At 39.1% G+C, this 17,499-nt stretch carries 20 protein-coding genes; 3 read left to right on the top strand and 17 right to left on the bottom strand.

Annotation, left to right across the window (positions count from 1 at the left end; genetic code table 11):
- Positions 1–4 precede the first annotated feature (4 nt).
- Complete coding sequence (locus tag BMW36_RS03600) at positions 5–916, bottom strand: glycerophosphodiester phosphodiesterase (RefSeq protein WP_089739130.1); 912 nt, start codon at positions 914–916, stop codon at positions 5–7.
- 300 nt (positions 917–1,216) lie between these two features.
- On the opposite strand from BMW36_RS03600, the gene BMW36_RS03595 reads away from it, so the two are divergent.
- Genes BMW36_RS03595 through BMW36_RS03585 form a run of 3 tightly spaced genes read left to right on the top strand, consistent with a single transcriptional unit; the run spans position 1,217 to position 4,079 of the window.
- Complete coding sequence (locus BMW36_RS03595) at positions 1,217–2,419, top strand: glycosyltransferase family 4 protein (RefSeq protein ID WP_089739128.1); 1,203 nt, start codon at positions 1,217–1,219, stop codon at positions 2,417–2,419.
- Positions 2,416–3,027 (top strand): TVP38/TMEM64 family protein, encoded by a 612-nt coding sequence (locus BMW36_RS03590; RefSeq protein WP_089739126.1) that lies wholly within the window; start codon positions 2,416–2,418, stop codon positions 3,025–3,027. Before BMW36_RS03595 ends, BMW36_RS03590 begins: the two co-directional genes overlap by 4 nt.
- A gap of 41 nt (positions 3,028–3,068) precedes the next feature.
- A complete protein-coding gene (locus tag BMW36_RS03585) occupies positions 3,069–4,079 on the top strand; it encodes an LTA glycolipid anchor biosynthesis glycosyltransferase, IagA/BgsA family (RefSeq protein WP_089739123.1) in 1,011 nt (336 codons plus the stop codon).
- 660 nt (positions 4,080–4,739) lie between these two features.
- Here BMW36_RS03585 and BMW36_RS03580 read toward each other — a convergent pair.
- The 16 genes from BMW36_RS03580 to BMW36_RS03505 all read right to left on the bottom strand — a co-directional run bounded on the left by BMW36_RS03580 (position 4,740) and on the right by BMW36_RS03505 (position 17,489).
- Positions 4,740–5,123 carry an ArsI/CadI family heavy metal resistance metalloenzyme gene (locus BMW36_RS03580; RefSeq protein WP_089739121.1) on the bottom strand — a complete coding sequence of 128 codons (384 nt, stop codon included), beginning with the start codon at positions 5,121–5,123 and terminating at the stop codon, positions 4,740–4,742.
- Positions 5,124–5,128: 5 nt separating this feature from the next.
- Positions 5,129–5,941, bottom strand: coding sequence for a PHP domain-containing protein (locus BMW36_RS03575; protein WP_089739119.1), 813 nt, complete (start codon positions 5,939–5,941; stop codon positions 5,129–5,131).
- Positions 5,931–6,653 (bottom strand): phosphonate C-P lyase system protein PhnL, encoded by a 723-nt coding sequence (gene phnL / locus BMW36_RS03570; protein ID WP_089739116.1) that lies wholly within the window; start codon positions 6,651–6,653, stop codon positions 5,931–5,933. The genes BMW36_RS03575 and phnL overlap by 11 nt, the downstream gene beginning before the upstream one ends.
- A gap of 21 nt (positions 6,654–6,674) precedes the next feature.
- Complete coding sequence (phnM, locus tag BMW36_RS03565) at positions 6,675–7,856, bottom strand: phosphonate metabolism protein PhnM (protein ID WP_089739114.1); 1,182 nt, start codon at positions 7,854–7,856, stop codon at positions 6,675–6,677.
- Positions 7,857–7,869: 13 nt separating this feature from the next.
- Complete coding sequence (locus tag BMW36_RS03560) at positions 7,870–8,709, bottom strand: ATP-binding cassette domain-containing protein (protein ID WP_089739113.1); 840 nt, start codon at positions 8,707–8,709, stop codon at positions 7,870–7,872.
- Entirely contained in the window at positions 8,702–9,568 is an 867-nt protein-coding gene (locus tag BMW36_RS03555) for an alpha-D-ribose 1-methylphosphonate 5-phosphate C-P-lyase PhnJ (RefSeq protein WP_089739111.1), read from the bottom strand. The genes BMW36_RS03560 and BMW36_RS03555 overlap by 8 nt, the downstream gene beginning before the upstream one ends.
- Entirely contained in the window at positions 9,558–10,673 is a 1,116-nt protein-coding gene (locus BMW36_RS03550) for a carbon-phosphorus lyase complex subunit PhnI (protein ID WP_089739108.1), read from the bottom strand. The genes BMW36_RS03555 and BMW36_RS03550 overlap by 11 nt, the downstream gene beginning before the upstream one ends.
- The gene (phnH, locus tag BMW36_RS03545) at positions 10,674–11,279 is read right to left on the bottom strand and encodes a phosphonate C-P lyase system protein PhnH (protein ID WP_245711572.1); all 606 of its coding nucleotides are present in this window, start codon (positions 11,277–11,279) and stop codon (positions 10,674–10,676) included.
- A gap of 31 nt (positions 11,280–11,310) precedes the next feature.
- On the bottom strand, positions 11,311–11,733 hold the full coding sequence (gene phnG / locus BMW36_RS03540) for a phosphonate C-P lyase system protein PhnG (protein ID WP_089739104.1): 423 nt from the start codon (positions 11,731–11,733) through the stop codon (positions 11,311–11,313).
- 96 nt (positions 11,734–11,829) lie between these two features.
- A complete protein-coding gene (locus BMW36_RS03535; RefSeq protein ID WP_089739102.1) occupies positions 11,830–12,552 on the bottom strand; it encodes a GntR family transcriptional regulator in 723 nt (240 codons plus the stop codon).
- Entirely contained in the window at positions 12,515–13,189 is a 675-nt protein-coding gene (locus tag BMW36_RS03530; protein WP_089739100.1) for a DapH/DapD/GlmU-related protein, read from the bottom strand. Before BMW36_RS03530 ends, BMW36_RS03535 begins: the two co-directional genes overlap by 38 nt.
- Before the next feature lie 16 nt (positions 13,190–13,205).
- Complete coding sequence (gene phnE, locus BMW36_RS03525) at positions 13,206–14,027, bottom strand: phosphonate ABC transporter, permease protein PhnE (protein WP_089739098.1); 822 nt, start codon at positions 14,025–14,027, stop codon at positions 13,206–13,208.
- Positions 14,024–14,803 carry a phosphonate ABC transporter, permease protein PhnE gene (gene phnE, locus BMW36_RS03520; protein WP_089739422.1) on the bottom strand — a complete coding sequence of 260 codons (780 nt, stop codon included), beginning with the start codon at positions 14,801–14,803 and terminating at the stop codon, positions 14,024–14,026. The genes phnE (BMW36_RS03525) and phnE (BMW36_RS03520) overlap by 4 nt, the downstream gene beginning before the upstream one ends.
- Positions 14,804–14,827: 24 nt before the next feature.
- Entirely contained in the window at positions 14,828–15,598 is a 771-nt protein-coding gene (phnC, locus tag BMW36_RS03515; protein WP_089739096.1) for a phosphonate ABC transporter ATP-binding protein, read from the bottom strand.
- A gap of 15 nt (positions 15,599–15,613) precedes the next feature.
- Positions 15,614–16,537, bottom strand: coding sequence for a phosphate/phosphite/phosphonate ABC transporter substrate-binding protein (locus tag BMW36_RS03510; RefSeq protein WP_089739094.1), 924 nt, complete (start codon positions 16,535–16,537; stop codon positions 15,614–15,616).
- A gap of 358 nt (positions 16,538–16,895) precedes the next feature.
- A complete protein-coding gene (locus tag BMW36_RS03505; RefSeq protein ID WP_089739092.1) occupies positions 16,896–17,489 on the bottom strand; it encodes a 2-phosphoglycerate kinase in 594 nt (197 codons plus the stop codon).
- Positions 17,490–17,499 lie beyond the last annotated feature (10 nt).

Below are 17,499 nucleotides of genomic sequence, written 5' to 3'. Positions count from 1 at the left end.
TAATTCAGAATGATTTTCCCAGCAATTCATTTAGTCTATCCGGATAGTTGGTGAATATTCCTGTCACTCCCCATTCCAAAACCCGCTTCATATCTTCTTTTTCATTAACCGTATATGCATGGAGCAGTAAGCCCGCTTCACGGACATCCCGAACAAACGATTCATTCATATACTTGAAATTGACACCAACACCTGTCGCATATTTCTTTATCTTATTTAAGTCACCACTGGAAATAACAGCAGGCTGTGTGTAGCTGATTAACTGGATTAGTGGTAGATCAGGTTCAAGCAGATGAATTTCCTGCAAACTCTCGCTGCTGAACGATTGGATAATTATTGCACCCTCCCGTTCTGCCGGTATCAACTCAAACTCTTTCAATGTTTCAATTAATAATGTGGCCATTCCCGGTGAATCATCAGGCTGTTTTATTTCAATATAGTAATTAGCTTCCGATCCAAAATGTTCGAATACTTCCCGAAGTGCAGGTATAGTGAGACCACTAAAGCTGTTACGGACTTTGTCCGGGTAGTCCTCATTAAACCATGAGCCGGCATCTAATTCCTTCAGCTCCGCCAAGGTGAAATCACTGACTAATCCGGTATTGTCTGTAGTACGGTCTACTTCCGGATCATGCATTGCAACTAACTCACCATCTTTTGTCATCTGCAAATCTATTTCAATATAGTCTGCTCCCATCTTCTCTCCCAATTCGTATGCCTCCACAGTGTGTTCAGGAGCATATCCGGAGGCTCCTCTGTGCGCAATATTTACAATTCGGTCGGCTGATAGTAGCGAGTCCGAGGAATTATGACTGAATGCTGCCTTCTCAATCACATTATTTTGCGGCATAATCCAGATGACCAAATAACTGACAATCACAAGAAAAACAGCAGAAACACATAATTTAATTTTCATTTTTATCACCTGCAAAAAAAAATATGAAACTATTTGCCATAAAAATACGTCTATATATACTAGGAAATCAAATTACCAAAATAAAAAATTTATGTAAATTTTGTAAATTCGATGGAAATAGGATCAAATTTTAGTAGAATTATATATAACTAATCACACATTTTAGTATATGCCAAGGGCTATTAGTAAATTTTTATTTTTTTTAAAATTCAATTAATATACTGTTAAAATTACTCAATTATACTATTTAAGGATTATTATGCATATTGTTTTCATGAGTAAAAAACTGGGGGATTACATATGAAAATTTTAATTACAACGGAATGGTATTCTCCTGTAATTAATGGAGTCGTGACTTCTATTGTTAACCTGAAGAAAGAATTACAAAAATTAGGCCATGAAGTTCGTGTTCTCACATTATCCAATGAAGCAAAATCTTACATACAGAATGACATAACCTATATCAGTTCATTAGGTGTTGGTAAAATATATCCTGGTGCACGGGTCACTTTATTTAAAAATTACAAATATCTTCAACAAATAATGGATTGGCGTCCTGATGTTATCCACTCGCAATGTGAGTTCAGTACTTTCCGAATTGCTAAACATCTGGAAAAATGCCTTCAGATACCCATTATTCATACCTACCATACGGTATACGAAGATTATACACATTATTTCTCACCTAACCAAAAATGGGGAAAAGCGATGGTTGCCATCTTTTCAAGGAAAGTGCTGAGAAACGCAGCCTATGTTATCGCACCAACCGAAAAAGTCAGCAAACTGCTGCAAAGTTATGGGGTGAAACAGCCAATTAAAGTAATACCAACAGGTATCGACTTATCCTGCTATCAGAAAAGTGATGCGGAAAAGCAAAGAATACATATTCGCAAACAATTAAATATTCCGCTCGATCACCGTCTGCTGATATTTGTCGGCCGCCTTGCCAAGGAAAAAAACCTTGAAGAAGTTTTTACCTATTTTTCAAAAATTGAGCGTGAAAATATGTCCTTACTAGTTGTTGGAGATGGGCCGCAAAGGGCCTCTCTAGAGCGCTATGCCAGAAAACTGAATATAGAAAATAATGTTATTTTTACTGGAATGATTTCACCAGAAGAGATCCCTTCCTATTATCAGTCCGCAGATGTTTTTGTCAGTTCCTCTAATAGTGAAACACAAGGACTAACTTATATCGAAGCACTGGCAAGCGGTCTGCCTGCTTTATGCCGGAAGGATCCATGCCTCGAAAGTGTTGTGGAAGATGGGGTAAACGGCTGGCTGTTTGAGAACTTTAACGAATTTAAATGCTACATAGAAAGAATACTTTTGGATCAAAATAGTTATAACACTTTATCTGCAAATGCTTCAAAGAAGGCTTATGATGAATATTCTTCTGTTGCATTTGCCAAAAATATCGAGAACATTTATTATGAAGCAATCTCTTTATATCACCAATCGAAAAAGGATATTGTTTATATAAATCAAAGTGGAATAAACCAATGACCGTCACAAAGATCGAAAAACAAAGATTAATAAAAGTGGTTTGGAATACGGTGACAACCATTAGTATTATTGGTTGTATCCTTTTTTTCATTTATGGAATCCAAAGTGAACTGTTTTACTCAGAAGCAGCATTAGAAGCATTTCTCAATCAGTTTGGTGTCTGGGCACCTGTATTTTTTGTATTATTCCAGATTATTCAGGTTATTTTCCCAATTGTGCCTGGTGGGATCGGCTGTCTCGGCGGTATTTTAATTTTCGGACCTGTGATGGGTCTGATCTATAATTATGTCGGGATTTGTTTAGGTTCCATCGCCGCGTTCCTAATTGCAAAAAAGTATGGAGACACTGTTTTGTTATTCCTGTTCAAGCCCAAATTGAGGAAAAAGTATCGCAGCTGGGTCGATGATCGTAGGTTTGGACTTTTTTTCACCCTGATGATTTTTTCACCAATTGCACCAGATGACTTCCTATGCTATTTAGCAGGCACGACAAAAATGACATTAACAAAATTCACGATAATTATTCTAGTTGGAAAGCCGCTGCCGATTATTATATACAGCTTCGGATTAGAGTTAATCTTCCGTTATATTGTTTCTTTTTTTGCTTAGCGGGGATCCGTTCAGTTATATTCATACAGGGGGAATCAAGAATGAAAGTATTATTGTACGCAGGATCACTAAATCTTGTAAATAAAAGCGGGATCGGGCAGGCAATACGTCATCAGAAAAAAGCTCTGGAGCATTTAAATATTGCTCATACTACCGATCGTAAAGAGGATTTCGACATCGTGCATTTAAATACAATTTTCCCAAACTCTCTTTTCATGAGCTGGTGGGCGAAAAGAAATGGCAAGAAAGTCGTCTATTATGCTCATTCCACGATGGAAGATTTCCGCAATTCCTTTATCGGTTCCAATATGCTTGCACCGTTATTCAAAAAGTGGATTTCCTATTGTTACAACAAGGGCGATATTATTATTACACCGACCGAATATTCAAAGTCAATCCTTGAAACATATGGATTACATCGTCCCGTATTCAGCCTATCTAATGGAATTGATACATCTTTCTTTCAGAGAAATAAAGCGGCAGGAGAACGGTTCCGCAAAAAATATAAAATTGATCCAAACGAAAAAGTGATCATTTCTGTCGGACACTTTATGGAACGAAAGGGTATCGATGATTTTATCGAGTTAGCGAAACAGTTGCCTGAATATACATTTTACTGGTTTGGTCATACAAGTATGAATCTTGTGCCGGCAAAAATTAAAAAAGCAATGAAACAGGAGATTCCTAATTTGCATTTTCCAGGTTTTATTAGCCGTGAAGAACTGCGGGATGCCTATTGTGGCAGCGACTTGTTCCTTTTTCTCACACACGAAGAAACAGAAGGAATCGTCTTACTCGAAGCCTTAGCTGCAAAGATCCCTGTGTTAGTGCGTGATATACCTATTTATGAACAATGGTTAACAGATAATGTCCATGTTTACAAAGCGAAGCAGTTTCATTCATTTAAGGAACAGATTGTAAAGATAGCCGAACAACAAGCAGAAGATCTAACCGAAAATGGGTACAAGCTTGCATTGGAAAAGGATATTCGCAATATCAGCCAAAAGCTGGTGGAATTATATTATATTGGGGAAGAAGCATATAGCGGATGAGGCAACAGGATTAAGGACAATTGTTAAACTGAATAAAACACATAATATGTATGATATGAAATAAAGGGGTATTATGTAGTGTGCTATACTACCGCTCCGTCCGGCCACTTCGCTTTCCATGGGCTCGTCTTCAGCTAACTTTGCAAAGAAGAACACTTTGCAAAGTGGATCTTCAGATCTCGCTGTCCCCCAGGAGTCTGCGTGGCCGGCCTCCGCTTTAGTGGTGCTAGTCCTTCCAGTGATAAAATAACCGATTGGAACACCCATATGAAGAATTAATTTATGTTCTTTTACTTAAAAAATTAAAAATTCTCATGAACAATCCATGCTTTAAATGTTCATGAGAATTTTTATGTGTTACTACATTCCTCCCTTTCTTACAACCATTGTAGAGTATGATTCCAGCGTAGGCCGATTGCGGAGACTCCTATAGGAACAGGACGAGCTGAAGATCCACTTGGTGAAGCCGTCCCCATGGCAAAGAAAACACTAAAAAAGTAACCTTTACTTGAGTAGAAGTTGCACTTGTGCCCTTGGGCGAAAGCGAAGCTATCGGACGGAGTGGCAGCATTGCACACTAAATAATGCAAGTGTTTAGTGCTATTGCATATAATCCATATTATATGCAATTACTAGTTATAAGCTTCTGCGTTAGAGCAATTAAATGGTATGAACCTCTGCATCTGCTTTTGTATAAAAGTATTCCCATTCGATTCCATCTGGGTCAGTCACCCAGAACTTATCCTGCACCGCATAGCAACAAGTCGTATCCATTTCTTCCCTTGCGAAGAAACCTTCCTTTTCAATTCTCTCCTTATGTGACAACATCTCTTCATAGCTTTCTACTTGAATGCCTAAATGGTTAATCTGATTGCCTTCTACATTCTTTTTTTCGGATAACGTCAGATTTAAATTAGGATTGTTCACAAGATATTTCACATAGTCCTCTTTCACTTTTACTGGTTCAGCTCCAAGCATTCTTCTGTAAAAATCCAAACTCTCCTTTAAATCTTTCACATTTAACCCAATATGAATATGTGCCAACCTTTTCATCCTTTCATAAATACTGGTATGGACGGACTAACTAAATCACCTGGAGAAATATCGATTCCATATGCACCGTGAAAATCTGTTCCTCCTGTTTGGATCAGGTGGAAACGTTCTGCTAATTCTCCAACTTTTCTATGGTCTTCTTTTGTATGGTCTGGGTGAATTTTCTCGATTCCGGCAAGGCCTGTTTCTACTAACTCAGGAATTAATTCATAGGAATCCAGCTGGCCTGGATGTGCAACAACAGGGATCCCGCCATCTGCCTTAATTGCACGGACGGCATCAAACGCATCAACATATTTGATATCCCTTGCTGCTACTCCATCTCCTTTAAACAATTGTCGATAGAGCTCTTTATATGTTTGCGAAGAATAATTTTCTTCTGTTAATTGCCCCATAATATGCTGTTTATAAATGGTGGAAGAAGGTTTTGCGACATATGCGATCAGATCAGTATCCAGCGAGTAACCCAATGACTGAATTTGTTCAATTTGCCAGAGAGAATTCTCCTGCCTCCGATCAAGTAATGGCTGGCAAAGTTTCTTTATATGCGGTGCCTCTTTTTGAAAGTCGTAGCCTAATATATGCACTTTACGTCCACGTTCAAAATCATAGGCGGAAATCTCGATACCAGGAATCGCTTGGATACAGTACTTATTCGCCATTACCTCAATTTCCTGCCAACCAGCCACTGTATCATGATCTACAAAACTGACATGTGTTAATCCGGCATTAGATGCTTGCTTTAAAACCTCCTCCACCGTATGAGAGCCATCAGAATAACGACTATGCAGATGAAGATCAGCTTTCATATGCCACCTCTTCTCTGGCAGAGATAACCTGCCCTGTTTTCATTTCATATACTTTGTCACACAATCCTTCCATAAACTCGATATCATGGAAGATACCAACTAATGTTGTCCCTTGCTGTTTTAACTTCTCAATTATCTCACGGACTTTCATTTTCGATTGTTGATCAAGACTTGCAGTAGGTTCATCAAGCAGTAACAGCCTCGGTTTCTTAACTGTTGCCATCGCTATATTTAGACGAAGCTTCTCACCGCCAGAGAAAGTATTTGGATAACTGTCCCAAAGTTTTGGATCCATTTCAAAATGGGTTAATGCTTTCTCAGCTTCAATCATCGCAGTCTCTCCAGGTTCACCCATTTCTAATAGAGCATTTTGAACGAGCTGGCGGCACGTTGTTCTTGGCATTACGTTTAAAAATTGGGAGACATACCCTATTTCATATTTCCTTAGTGAAATCACTTGTCTTTCGGTAGCTTTCGCTAGATCTATTTGACCGAACCGATCTGAGTTGTAGAGAATTTCGCCTGTGTGAGGCAAGTACGTACGATAAATACTTTTCAATATTGTCGATTTCCCACTGCCGCTCTTTCCAATTATTCCGATAAACTCTCCCGCATCGATTGAAAAGTGTATGTTATTTACAGCAGGAAGCGTCTTATCAAGATGGTGGATAGTAAAAGCTTTTCCAAAATTTTTAATTTCAAGGATTGTCATTATTTTGCACCTCCTCATCATTTATTTCGAACGATAATTTGTCGTTGTCATTAATTGACCATTTACCATTGTCGCGGTCAGCATTGGGTATCCGTCATCCATTCGTTCAATTACAAGGAGATCCGCCTTCTTGCCGATTTTTATTGAACCAATCTCTTCATCCATACTTACTGCTTTGGCAGGATTCAAAGTTACCATCATAAACATTTTGTGTAAGTCTTGCTCTTGTTTATCATGAAGGTGAAAAATAGCATGCAGTAACGCTGCAGGGTAATAATCACTGCACAATATATCTGCGTAACCATGGTCAATCGCTTCTGCTGCAGAAAGATTCCCAGAATGAGAACCACCAAGTAACACATTCGGTGCTCCTACAATTGTATATAGTCCATGTTCCTTCGCCTTTTTGGCAATTTCCAATGCGACTGGGAACTCACTAATTGTGGTACCATATGATTTGACCAGCTCAAGCTTACTCACATTATCATCATCATGGCTCGCAATGGCAATCCCCTTCGATAAGGCGAGTTCTGCAACTTCTGTTATCTTTTCTATTGTGATCAGCTCCGTGCTTTTACGCTCAGCAAGCAGTACATTTACTTCTTCATCTGAGATATTGCGATGACCTTTAATATTTTGCCGGTATATTTCCAAATTTCGATATTGGCCTTGACCCGGTGTATGATCCATAAATGAAACAAGATGAACTTTGTCTGACCGAATATTATCAATCAGTTGATCAATGCCATCAATATTATCCATCTCAAAGCGGGCATGTAATCGATGCCGAATCATATGCAGTTTATGATGAGTTTCATCAATCTGGTCAATCATTCGCTGCATATTGTCTGGATAACGAACATGTTTACGAGTAATTTTTTCTTTCCGGTAAAAAGATAACGAATGAAACATTGTAGTAATTCCATGTCCGATTAAAATCTTCTCCGCCTCCCGGAGACTAAGATTAAAATCCATCACACTGTTCGGACGGGGGGAGGCTACTGTTTCTATATAATCTGAATGTATGTCGATAAATCCTGGGGAAACATAACCACCTCTTGCATCAATCAATTCAGCTTCCGGGAATTGATTTATTTCATCCTCCTCAATTAATGCATGAATTGTCTCTCCATCAACTACTACGGCATGACCTGTTAATATCGAATCTTCTGTTATGATTTTCCCATTATGGATAATGTACAAAATGACCGACCTCCTATAATAATGAATAAACTAATTGCTGGGTATATTCATGTTGCGGGTCTTCAAGAATCTGATCTGTTAATCCCTTCTCGATAATCGTCCCATTTAACATAACAATAGAGCGATCTGCGAGCATTCGGATAACAGCCAGGTCATGTGACACGACAATCATACTAATGTGGAGATCTCGCTGAATTTGCTTGATTAAGTCAAGTACACTAGCCTGTACAGATAAATCTAACCCTGTAGTTACTTCATCTAAAAACAGAATGGGCGGATTATTGGATAATGCTTTTGCGATCTGTACACGTTGTTGCATACCACCTGAGAAATTACGCGGTTCCTCCTTCATTCGTCTCAAAGGGATGTGGACTTTTTCTAGTAAAGTTTTGCTTCTCGCTTCAATACTGCTTACATTCCTTCCACCGGCTGCAATCATTTTCTCTGCAATGTTTCCGACCGAAGAAAATTTCATTTTCAAACCGTGTACGGGATTCTGATAGACCATACCATAAAGATAATTGCGTATGTATCTTTTCTGTTGGGAAGATAACTCCAATACGTTTTTATCTAAAACAGCAGGGTGATCAATGTATACTTCACCACCAGTTATTTCTGCATCGAAATATAAACCTTGCAGCATAGTGGACTTGCCGCTGCCACTTTCTCCAACAATTCCTAACACCTCGCCAGGAAATAAATCAAAGGAGACATCACGTACAGCGTAAACCGTCCCGCAGGCAGAGCAATAGTTTTTTTCCAGGCTTCTGCTTTCTTTATCTTTACAATCAGGACACCCTTGTCCAAATTGCTTCTCCAGATTTCTTACTCGTAAAATCGGAGTTTCATGCATAACTTTTCTCCACCTCCTCTGCTTCCTTACTGTTTAACCGCTCGATACAATGGCTAGTGTCATTACACTGATAGGTTCGCTCACAAGAATCCGGATCAATTAACTCATCAAGGAAAACCTCTGTTGCACCACACAAATGGCATTGTTCTCCTTCAAAGGACTCCACAGTAAAGGGATAATCTTCAAAACCTAATGACTCGACATTCGTGTATGGCGGCACGGCATAGATCTTCTTTTCTCTACCTGCACCTAACAGAATGAGTGCCTCTGATTGATGCATCTTAGGATTATCAAATCGCGGAATAGGGCTTGGTGCCATCACATAGCGTCCATTGACATAGACAGGATGGGCAGCACCTGTTGTCATTTTTCCATATCTCATAATCTGCTCGAACAGAATCAGCCATGCACCACTGTAATCATCCTCTGCATGCATTCTTTTTGTCATGTATTCTCTTGCATCTACTTTACGCAGTGGCTCAGGATTCGGTACTTGCAGGACAAGAATCTGGTCACTTTTTAACGGCAGTTCCGGAATCCGGTGGCGGGATTGAATGATCGTAGCATCCGTAGTACTTTCTGTTAATGGAACTCCTGTTGTATGCTGAACTAATTTCTTAATACTGACGGCATTTACAGATTCATCCGCTCCCTGATCAATCACTTTTAGTACATCGTTTTTCCCAATCAAAGATAGAGTTAACTGTAAACCACCCGTTCCCCAGCCTCTGGCAATCGGCATCTCCCTTGAAGCAAAGGGTACCTGGTAACCGGGAATTGCCACTGCTTTCAAGGTTGCCCTGCGAATCTCCTTTTTCGATCCTTCATCAAAAAATGCAAAATGAGTTTTAGTTTTCACCTGTTTCCGCTCCTTTCTTGACCTGACGAATGCTGTCTAATTTTGATTGGAAAGTTACATAATGTGGCAACTTCAAATGGGAAATGAATCCAGTTGCTTCCACTGAATCGATATGTAATAAAACGAACTCTTCGTCATGTGTTGGGAATTCTCCGTGCGGGTTTTCTAAACATTGGTCAAGGATGCTCATTGCAATCGCTTTTGTCTCATTTTGGCCATAGCTTATTCCATAACCAATTTCGAACTCAAGTTCTTCCTTATTATCTTTTTTCACATGGACGGGAACAAATGACTCTACTTCTGTTATTTTTATCTCCCCAATATAAAAAGCATTTTCTTCGTCATTGTTATTCTCATACGGATGCTGGACGTGAATAGGGACATTGCCTACTCTCACTTCTCCAATTGTAGGATGAACCTGGCCATAGCCACGGAGAGATGCATAGCCTAATGCAGTCACAGCTCCTGTCTGACCTCTTGTTAATACTTGCAGCCTTTCGCTCCGTGTTGTCGGGAATTGAATACTTTCTTTGGTTACATCCTTTGGTGGATCGTTATCTTCCGGATAATAGTCGAATAACCCTTCCGCACGTAAATAATCAACCACTTTCGGAAAGTACTGTATTTCTTGTTCCTGCGCCATATTTGCTGCTAGCTTTGCCTCATAATCTCTTAGCCACTGATGATTGGCATCTGTATTTTCCTCAATTAATTCGAAATCGAGTAATCTATGTGTGTAATCGTTGGTTGCTCCGAGAAGCTGTCCACCCGGAATGTCTTTGAAACTGGCAGATACCCTCCTTTCAACAAACATAGACTCTGTGTCAACAGGTAAACTATAGTAATGACGTGGCAGTGTTGATCTGTGTGCTCTCATCAAAAAAACAGCTTCCTCCATACTTCCGCCAGCCTGTTTTATTGCAAGTGCTGCTAGAAATGGCGCGTATAAACTTGCTTCAGACATCACTTGATCGACTAAACTGCGCATTGTTGCCAAAATGGTTTTAATTTCTAGTACTTCCTCACCCTTTAACCGTTCATATTTGAGCCGTTCGATAGAAGCTTCAATCGCTTTTGTACCGCCCTTAACCGCTACATAACCCATTTAAATCACCTCCGTTGCAACCATTTTTGTGGTACGTGGCACACAAGCAATCTGATTGGAAAAATCAGCGAAAATACAGTCAATACCTAATGGATATTCTTTTGTCCTAAGATTTCTTGCCATCCAGAAATGTTCATCATAACCTGTTTGCAATAGTGCTTCCCGTTCAATACCGGGACCTGTTAACGTAACGCCAGACTGGTTGGATATAAGTACGCTCTCTAAAATCCATGTCGCTGAATTTTGCGGATTAATTAAATCCCCTGATTTACAAACATTCATGGCTTTCTCAATTTCCTTCGTTAAATTCCCTTGAAGGGCGATTATAAAATCCGCCTGGTCATGTGGAGCTTTATTTGACATGGTATATGAAGAAATAAGTTCTGCTAACCTTTCACTTTTCTCTTGTTCTCCAATGATATGGAAAGTTACTTCCGCATCAAATAATGTTAAGGCACAAAGAAAAACTGCTTCATTACAAGGTAATGATTTACTAATCGAATCAGCTTTTTGCTCGAATGAAGTGATTGTTCCAGGCCTAGACATACTGTGTAAAATTTTGCGGTATACTTTCTGTAAATCGTGTACTTGATCAATTACCATCATCTCACCTCAACAGACTGATATTATCGGCATACTAGACTTCCATTGTTTCAAAATCTACTTTTGTTTCGAATATTACCCTTTGTTCCCTTGCACGTTGTTCTTCTAACTGCTTTGCCGTTGTTTCCAAGACCGGTTCCCATTCAACTGTTTCTGGCAGGTTCGCCCGATAGGCTGCATCAATGATTGCTAAATGCTGTGCCAGTTCGTCTTCCATACCAATTACAATCCCGATCCCAATTGACTGATTAATTTCCACTTTCGCCTCTGTCACCATGACTTCCCCGATATAAAATAATGACTTTTTCGCAGATTCCCGCATCTTAATCATCGTTAAACCATACTCCGGCTCTGAAATTGGCTGATATTCATACTTTTTTTTGATGACTTCCGCTAATTCCTTCGCTAAATTCCCACCATTCTGAATTAATATTTCAGTTCTTCTTTTTCTGTTCATATCTCTGTAACCTCCTTATAAATCAAGCATATCTTGTTGCCAAGTTGCTGTGTTTTAGAAAATTGTAAATATTATGTTAAGCAGATTTACAATAGATTATCTTGAGGAAAGGTTATATTTGAACTTGTCACTGCGGTAAAGAACTTTGGTTGTTTCCAGCACTTTTGCCGTCTCTGTATCCGTACATGTGCTCTCAATCATAATTAATGGCTCCATACTTTTACATAACAGTACTGTCTGTTCGTTTAAGGTTGGGAAAGTTACACTTAATAAACTGTTAATATTAGTAAAATCGTGATAACCAAGCTGGCGGTAAAAGGAATACATTGATACAATTTCCGGTCCCACTTTAGCGATATCTGGAAATTGCCTTTCATTAATATAAGAGTTATGTATGGCAATTGGCTCCCCATGGATATAACGGAGACGACTGATTTGATAAACCGTATCCTCCCTTGCCGCCTTAAGCCGTTCATATATTTGCTTATCATATTTAATTTTTTCGCACCCTACATTTTGAGTAACTAATTGATGACCGGATTGTCTCATCTTCTCGGTAAAACTAGATTTCCCTGTTAAATTCAGTTCCACTTGAAAAGATTCATTTTTTAAATACCTGCCTTTACCTCTTTGTGAATAAATGAACCCGCGTTCCTCCAGTTTAGATAAACTACGCCTCACTGTCGTTCTCGGTACCCTGTATTTATCTGCCAATTCATTCTCTGACGGCAGTTTTTCACCATAATCAAATTGTTTCGAAATGATTTGTTCCATGAGGTCATCAATAATCCGAAGTTCTTTCTCGATTGTTATTGTCATTACCCCCTGTTCCTTTACCATATCTAGCTAAAAACAAATCCAGATCATTTAAATCTGGAAACCTTTCTTCCAGCTCTTCGCGTGACCAGTCCCACCAGGCTGTTTCATCTAATTGTTCAGCAATAGTTCTTGGAAACCGCTCTTTAATCTTTTTTGCCGGGACCCCAGCAACTATCGAATATGGCTCCACATCTTTTGTGACAATTGCCCCGGCTCCAATTACAGCTCCATTACCTACTGTGACTCCTGGCATAATTACTGCATTATGGCCAATCCACACATCATGCCCAATTGTTACAGGATGATTCTTCCGCCATTCAAAAAACTCATGATCTTCTTCTTCACCAAAACCGTACTGAACTCTTCTATATGTCGCATGATGCTGTGTGACACGCCATGTCGGGTGATTACCTGGATTAATCCGGACATGGGAAGCAATAGAGCAAAATTTCCCAACAGAAGCATAAATTATTTGCACATCTCCCGCTGTATAACTGTAGTCACCAATCGTTGATTCAACAATTTTGGAATTTGCACCAATGTCAGTCCACTTGCCAATTTCCGAGCGAGTTACTTTAGCTGACGGATGAACAGTCGGTGTCTCGGATAATTTTTTCTGATTCGTTATCTGATTCATTCATACCTCTCCTGTTTTACACTTTTAATTTCAATCGGTTACTGAGCATTTCTACAGAGAAAATCATTACAAAAATGACCATCGCAATAAAAAATGCAGCATTAAAGTCATAACTCCGCATCGCTCTTGTTAACTCCCAACCAATACCGCCTGCTCCTACCAATCCGAGAATGGTTGACTCTCCGATATCAATTTCCAGACGTAAAATCGTCCATGACAGTAAAGCAGTAACTACAGTAGGGATGACCCCTTGTGCAATGATCTGTATCCAATTAGCTCCTGAGGCTCTTAATGCCTCTATTTTTCCATCATCCATTTCTTCCACTGATTGCGCGAAGACTTTAATTAACATCCCTAAGCTGTGGACAGCGATAGCTAATACTCCCGGCAATGGCCCAAGTCCAACAGCAACAATAAAAATTAAAGCCCAGATAATTGTCGGAATGACACGCATTAATGTTGCAAACCCTTTGACAATGCTTGCAACCAAATTATTAGGTGCTAAATTCTCTGCCGCTAAAAAGGCTAATACCAAGGAAATTACAACAGCAATAACCGTTCCCAGGATTGCTACTTGCAAGGATTCAATAGCTGCAGGGATAACATATTTCCATTCACTAACATCTGGGGGGAACATTTCCCCAAGCATGGTAATGAAATCAACTGTTCCTGCAAGTAAATTGCTGTAGTCGATATTTAATTGATACAGGCAAAACAGGAAAAAGACTGCACCGAAGGCAAATACCCCTCTTGTGAAAAGATCTTTCTTCGGCTTTATTGCTATTTCATTATCAGATTCCTGTGCATTTAATGGATATACATTTCCATCTCTGCTCATATAATTCGCTCCCTTATCTTACTTGTCAGAAATTCTGTTGAAAGTATAAGAATTAGCACCAAGACAATCGCCATACTAACCTCTTTGTATTGAAACAGCTTAATTCCTTTTTGAATCGCAAAGCCGATTCCTCCCCCGCCAACCATTCCTATAATAGTTGACGCCCGAATATTAAGCTCCAGGTTATATAAAGACCATGCAATGAAACCCGGGAAGAACTGCGGGAAAACGCCTTGGGCCAATATTTGAAAATAACTTGAGCCAGTTGCATGCAATGCTTCGATTTTTCCCGTATCGATTTCTTCCAGCGTATCAGCAAACACCCTTGTTAAGAATCCGACAGATCCTAAAATTAGAGACAATGTCCCAACGGTTACTCCGATTCCGTATGAAGCCACTAATATAAGAGCCCATATTAGTCCTGGAATGTTCCTCATAATAGAAGTAAATGCCCGGACAATTACCTGTACGACCGGGTGCGGGGTTGTGGTACTTGCCGCAAGAAAAGAAAGGACCAAGGCAATTAATGCACCAACAACCATACCAACAAAGCCCATATATAATGTTTCAAGAATCGCTTCAAGCAATGTCCCTGATGCAGCAATGTCCGGTGGCAATAAATCAAGAAAGACGAAATTACTAATCAGGCCAAAACCTGAAAACACTTCATAGAAAGAAAAATTAGTTCCTATTGCTGACCATATTGTTAGTCCTGTAACAAAAAAGAAGAGGAGTAAAATTTGTAACCTTTTTCTTTTTTTCAACTCTTGTATCATATTCAATTTGCTCGTCCTCCTACTTTATTGAGCATTCACCAACGGCTGTTTTGCATTGCTGTATATTTCATCAATGATATTCTTTGTTAAATGAGAAGGTTGTCCATCAAAAATAACCTCACCACTCTTAATACCAATAATTCTTGTCGCATATTTCATGGCAACGTCGACCTGATGCAAGTTCACAATTGCTGTAATCTTGTCCTCTTTACATATTGTAAAAATATGATCCATAATGATTTTCGACGAAGCGGGGTCCAGACTTGCGATTGGCTCATCGGCTAGTATAAGACGCGGTCTTTGTGCAAGGGCTCTCGAGATTCCCACGCGTTGCATCTGGCCACCGCTTAACTCATCAGCCCTTTTATATTTTTGCTTACTAAGACCTACACGTTCTAAAATCTCCTCCGCTTCTGCGATGTCCTTTTTCGAAAACAGTCCCAGCGCTCCTTTTATCGTTCCGGTATATCCGAGCCGGCCATGAAGGACATTATTAACCACACTTAAACGATCAATTAAATTAAAGTTTTGAAATACCATGCCAATTTCTCTTCGTACTTGTTTAACTTGCCTTGCACCGATTTTGTTAATTTTCTTTCCTTTGAAAACCACGTCACCGCTTGTCGGTTCCACAAGACGATTGATACAGCGAAGTAAAGTACTTTTTCCTGCACCGCTTGGTCCGATGACAACAATAAACTCTCCTGGATGCACCTCGAAGTTAATATTATTTAACGCTACGGTTCCGTCTGAATATACTTTTTTCAGGTTTTCCACTTGTAAAATTGGATTCATGGTTTTTCTCCTTTCTTATTGGCTTAATAATTCTTCCGGGCTCATATTTAAACTCTCAGCTGTTTTACGGATAATTTCATAATTACTTTCATCAACAGGTATATACCGGGAGTCTTTATCACCTGCTTGTTCAAAAAACTCTTCATTGTCGTAGTTGTAAATAAATTCTTTAATAGCTTCTACTAAATCTTCTGGTAAATCACCTCGGTAACTTATCGGGCTTGACGGTATTGGATCAGATTCTGCAATAATTCGGAAATCTGATTCAGAAACTAAACCGCCTTTCACTGCTCGCTCCACACAGGTTGAACATACACCAGCTGCATCTGCATCACCCGCAGCGATTGCTAAAATGGAGTTATCATGACTCCCGGAGAAAGAAACACTGGAAAAATAACTCTCTACTTCATCATTTGTAATGCCTAGCTCTTCAATGAATATTCCTCTTGGGAATAAGTGACCTGAAGTGGAAGCAGGATCCGCGAATAAAATGCTTTTTCCTTCTAATTCTTCTAATGACTGCACATCTGACTCATCTGGTACTACGATCCAGCTGTTATATGTGGCGTCTTCTTCACTAATTGCCCTAACTGCAATTGGAACAGCATTACTCCGCTCTTGTGCAATAATGTAGGAAAAAGGACCAAAGCTAGCCAGCTCTAACTTTTTTGAACGCATTGCTTCGATGACAGCGTTGTAATCTTCTCCCTGGAATAACTCTACTTCTATTCCCAGTTCCTCTGACATATCTTTTACAAAGAGTTCATGTGCCCGTGACAATTCACTATCTTCTTCTCCCGGAAGTACTCCATACCGAATTTTTTCAGGCCAGCCATTCTCATTTTCTCCACCAGAAGCATTCGCATCATTTCCACAACCAGCTAACAACAGTGCCAGTCCAATCACTGACAGTAATGACAACAACTTAATTTTTTTCATTTCCTCTTCCTCCTTCTTATTTGTTCTACAAGTAAAACGATAACTTGGTACCATGAAGAAAATGTTAATCCTGCTTTAACTTTTGTAAAGATAGTGAAAAATGTAGAGATTCTACAGAGGCTATCGGATTATTTTAGATGTTTTTTTATGGAGGTCATTAGGGGAATTACAGACATTTAGCGCTCTCATAAAGATATTGATACAATAAAATACTGAGCAATGATAGAATCATAAAGTGAAAAAATGGGTTTTATACAAGACAAAAACCGAACTATGGATCGAATTTTTTTCATTCGAGATAGTTCGGTTAACATAAACTTTAAATAATTTTCTGTGCTGTTCGCAGGAAGCAGAATATCTACATTCTTCTATTTTTATAGAAAACCTGGGTAAGGTCTCTATTTGATAAATTCCCTTCAATATACTCATAAACTGCTTCTATTTCCGCTTCGTAATTATTCTTAATTTCCACATAATAGCTTTGATAAGCAATGCATTTTTCTTTCAATTTATTATGCTCATGGATGAAATAAGAAACCGGACGATCTTCCTCTTCTCCTCTATTTTCGATCACACTGCGGTATGTAAGGATATGGGAATCGAAATGAGTAAAAATATAATCCTCTACAAAAATTAAGTAGACTGGTAAAATATCGTCAGGATATTCCAACATTAATTCCTCCACTAATTCAGGCAGCAAATAACATCCCTCAATAATCTGATTCTGCTCATTCTCTATCATTGTTTTAATCATTTCCTTAACAATCGGCCACAGCTTTTCTGCTATTTTCTCTTCACTATCAAGAGGTGTATACCCACAGTTCCGATTACTTCGGTAGATGCCCATTTTCAAATGATCAAGGGACAAGTATGGAATATGATATCTTTCCAATAGTTTCTGAGCCATATTTGTCTTTCCTGCACTGCTGGGTCCACCTATTAACAGGATCACGATTCATCCC

It is taken from the genome of Gracilibacillus ureilyticus (genome assembly GCF_900111195.1).
Lineage (GTDB): Bacteria > Bacillota > Bacilli > Bacillales > Amphibacillaceae > Gracilibacillus > Gracilibacillus ureilyticus.
This window is presented reverse-complemented; position numbering and strand designations above follow the sequence as displayed.